Origin of the sequence: Protofrankia sp. CiP1_Cm_nod2 (genome assembly GCF_920664355.1) — a bacterium.
Taxonomy (GTDB): domain Bacteria; phylum Actinomycetota; class Actinomycetes; order Frankiales; family Frankiaceae; genus Protofrankia.
Window position 1 is genome coordinate 1 of sequence record NZ_CAKKTL010000343.1, and the last position, 3,959, is coordinate 3,959.

A 3,959-nucleotide genomic window follows, 5' to 3' on the forward strand; every position below is an offset into this window, starting at 1 on the left:
CCTCGCCGGCGATGCTGTCGGGGCGTGCCGTCCGCCCGCCGTCGGCGCGGATGCGCAGCACCTGCCGACGTACCGTCACCCGTCCCACGGCATCCACCCTGCCGTACCCGGCCGACGGCGGCCAGCGTGCCTCGACGGCGGTACGGCCCGTCCGCCATGTGACGTAAAGCTGTATGACGCGAGACGGTCGCGGGTCGCGGTAATCCGTGTGTGAGAGCGTAGGGGCGCCCGGCAACGATGTCCGATGGACGCTCGATGGTGTCCGGTACCGGCTGGGACGCGCGCCGCCGGACGCCGCGACGGGCATCACGGGCACGACACGCGTGGCGACAGGCACGACAGGCACGACAGATACAGCGGATACGACAGCCATGACCGACATGGAGGGTGAGCGGAGCACGTGGGCATGAAGCGGATGATGGCGCGGCTGGGAGTGGGCAACGCCGACGTCGAAACGGTCCTGGACCGCTCCGAGGTCCTGCCCGGCGGTCTGGTCACCGGGACGGTGACCATCAGGGGCGGCAAGGTCGACCAGGCGGTCAACGAGATACGGGTCGCCCTCGAGGCCACCGTCGAGGTCGAGACCGACGACTCCACCTGGTACGAGAACGTCAGCTTCGGCACCCGCGGCATCGGCGGGAAGTTCACCATCGCCGCCAACCAGGAGACCAGCGGGCGCTTCGAGCTGCCGGTCCCCTGGCAGACCCCCATCACCGACGTGGGCGGCTGGCACCTGCGCGGCATGAGGATCGGCGTGAAGACCACGGTGGACATCCCGGGCGCGGTCGACCCCGGCGACCTCGACCCGGTGAGCGTGCACCCGCTGCCCGTCCAGGAGGCGGTCCTCGCCGCGCTCGGCGACCTCGGTTTCCGGTTCCATTCCGCGGACGTGGAGAAAGGCCGGCTGGCCGGCTCCGACCTGCCCTTCTACCAGGAGATCGAGCTGCATCCGGGCGGGGAGTACGCCCGTCGCGTCAAGGAGCTGGAAGTGACCTTCCTGGTCGACGCCGCCGGCGTGGACGTGGTGCTGGAGGCCGACCGGCGTGGCGGGCTGCTGCGTGCCGGCGGGGACGCGCTCAGCCGGCTGCGGGTCGGCCATCACGACACCGACCGGCGCCATCTCGCCGGTCTGCTGCACGAGCAGCTCCAGCATCTCGGCGCCCACCGCGGCTGGTTCTAGGCCGTCCGGGACGTCTGTGCGGTGGCGCTCCTGTCGAGTACGCGGTGACGTCCCCGGTGCGCCGCCGGGAGCCTGCCCGGGCGCGGCGGAGCGCGCGGCTCCCGCCCCGGGCGTGGTCCGCCCTCCGTGAGACACCGGCGGCCGATGCCGTCGGGGACGCCGCCGAAGACGCCGTCGAGGACGCCGCCGGGCCGTCCGCCCGCTGGCACGCCGCCGGCAGCGCCTGGTGCCGGCGGCAGGCCCGGCTGGCCCGCCGGCATCCGCTGTTCACCGCGATGCTGGTGGCGGCGGTCATCGTACGCCTGACGGCGGTCGTCGGCTACGCGCCCGCCCTGTGGTTCAACGACAGCTTCGAGTACCTCGGGGTGGCGCTGCGGCCGCAGCCGTACGAGGTGCGGCCGTCGGGCTACAGCTTCTTCCTGATGCTGCTGGAGCCGCTCCACAGCTTCCGGCTCGTCGTCGTCGTCCAGCATCTGCTGGGCCTGGCCGTCGCCGTCATGATCTACATGCTGCTGCGCCGGCACGGGACGGCCGGCTGGCTGGCCGCTCTCGCCACCGGCCCGCAGCTCTTCGACGGGTACCAGGTCCAGATCGAGCACATGGTGATGGCCGAGACGCTGTTCACCGTCCTGACGGTGGCGGCCGTGACGGCCCTGCTGTGGTGGCGCCGGCCGACCACGGCCGCCGCCCTGGTCGCGGGCGGGCTGCTGGCGGGGGCGTCCCTGACCCGCACGGTCGGCCTGCCACTGGCGCTGGTGGCGGGCGGCTGGCTGCTGGCCCGCCGCCCGGGCCGGCGGCCGGTGCTCGCCTTCTGCCTGGCGCTGCTCGTCCCCCTGGGCTGCTACGGCGCCTGGTTCCAGGTAACGCACGGCCGGGCCGGCATCGTCGGCAGCGACGGGGTCTTCCTCTATTCCCGGACGACGTCGTTCGTGGACTGTGCCGGCACGCACCCGCCGGCCGACCTGGCGGTCCTCTGCCCGCGGGAGCCGCTCGGGGAGCGCCAGCCGCCGTCGAACTACATCTGGCACACCGGCACCCCGCTGGACGGCATTCCCGGCGAGCTTTCCAGCCCGGCGGGCCGGGTTTTCAGCCCGGCGAAGGAATCGCTGGCCGGCAGGTTCGCCCGCCGGGCGATCGTGACACAGCCGCTGGACTACGCCGGTATCGTGGCAAGGGATTTCTCCCGGACGTTCGGGCCGCGGCTGACCGACTACCCCAATGCAGGCATGGTGCGTCCCTTCCTGTTCCACGTCCCACCCGACCCGGTCCCCGACCGGACGTACATTCCCGGTGGCAGCGCTCCCGAGGACGTCCGCGCCTACGAGCACGGTGACGGCGCGCACCGCCTGCGCCAGCCGTTCGCCAGCTGGCTGGCGGGCTACCAGCTCCGGGTGGCCGTTCCCGGGCCGGTGCTGGGCCTGCTGCTGCTCGGCGCCGTCCTCGGCACCGGGCTGGCGGGCCGGTACCGTCCGCATCTGCGCGCGCCGCTGGCCCTGACCACCGCCGTCGCGGTGACGCTGCTGGTCGTACCGCCGGCGACCGCCGGTTTCGACCACCGTTACGTCCTGCCGGCGCTCGCGTTCCTGGGTGCCGCGGCGGCGCTGGGCTGCCGGGTCCTCGCCACCGGGCTCGCCCGGCTGACGGCACGTGACGGCGGGGCGGGCCCGTGCCATTAGTCGATCTTTCCCGGGTGGCCGCGGCGCTGCCCGCCTACACGTTGGGCGCGGAACTCGGCAGCGGCGGGCACGGCCTAGTCCTCGCCGGGCACCACCAGGGCCTCGGCCGGGACGTGGCCATCAAGGTCCTGCCCGCGACGGCGGACCCCGGCCTGCCCACCACCTTCGCGACCGAGGCCCGGCTGCTGGCCGGGCTCGACCACCCGCACATCGTCCGGATCTACGACTATGTCGAGCGCGACGGCCTGTGCCTGATCATCATGGAGCTGCTCGCCGGGGGGACGCTGACCCGCCGGCGCCGCGCGCTGTCCGCCGAGGACGCCTGCGCGGCGGGGCTGGCCATCGCCGAGGCGCTGGAGTGCGCCCACACCAGGAGCGTGCTGCATCGCGACATCAAGCCCGACAACGTGCTGTTCTCGGGCAACGGCCTGCTGAAGGTCACCGACTTCAGCATCGCGAAGATCTTCAATGCCACGACGGTCGCCACCAACACGATCATCGGCACACCAAGGTACATGGCGCCCGAGCAGCTGGGCGGCGACCGCCTGAGCCCGGCCACCGACCTGTACGCGCTCGGGATCGTCCTCTACGAGATGCTCGCCGACGCCCCGCCGTTCGGTCCCGACCTGTCCCTGATGGCGCTGATCCGGCAGAAGACCGCCGACCGTCCCACACCGCCGCCCGCCGGCGTCCCCGAGCCCGTGGCCGAGACCCTCATGCGTGCCCTCCAGCGGGAGCCTGCGCTGCGGCATCCCAGCGCCCGGGCCTTCGCCCTCGACCTCGCCCGCGCCGCCGCCCTCGCGTACGGCCCGCGCTGGACCAGCCGCTGCGAGATCGGCCTGCACGTCGCCGACGACGTCCGGGAGGCCGCGCGGTACCCGGCCGGGGCGGGCGGGCTGCCCGGCGGGCTCGCCACCAACCGGGCCACCGCCGCGCCACCCGGCCAGCCGACACCACCCAGCCAGCCGACGCCACTCGGCCAGCCGACACCGCCTCGGCTACCGACCGGCCCGCCGGCGCAGGGCAGGCTGCCGGTGGCGGTCCCGGCGGGCATCGGCCGCGACGCCGACCAGCGGGCCCCGCGGGACCGCGACGCCGACCGG

The 3,959-nt window shown here is 73.9% G+C and carries 3 protein-coding genes; all 3 read left to right on the forward strand.

What is annotated here, in order from left to right; translation table 11 throughout:
- Positions 1–400 precede the first annotated feature (400 nt).
- On the forward strand, positions 401–1,180 hold the full coding sequence (locus NBW84_RS22985; RefSeq protein WP_250287339.1) for a sporulation protein: 780 nt from the start codon (positions 401–403) through the stop codon (positions 1,178–1,180).
- A 44-nt stretch (positions 1,181–1,224) separates the two neighbouring features.
- Positions 1,225–2,856 carry a hypothetical protein gene (locus NBW84_RS22990; RefSeq protein WP_250287341.1) on the forward strand — a complete coding sequence of 544 codons (1,632 nt, stop codon included), beginning with the start codon at positions 1,225–1,227 and terminating at the stop codon, positions 2,854–2,856.
- Positions 2,847–3,959 (forward strand): serine/threonine-protein kinase (locus tag NBW84_RS22995; protein WP_250287343.1); only part of this gene is annotated, 1,113 nt, incomplete at its 3' end. The genes NBW84_RS22990 and NBW84_RS22995, both read left to right, overlap by 10 nt.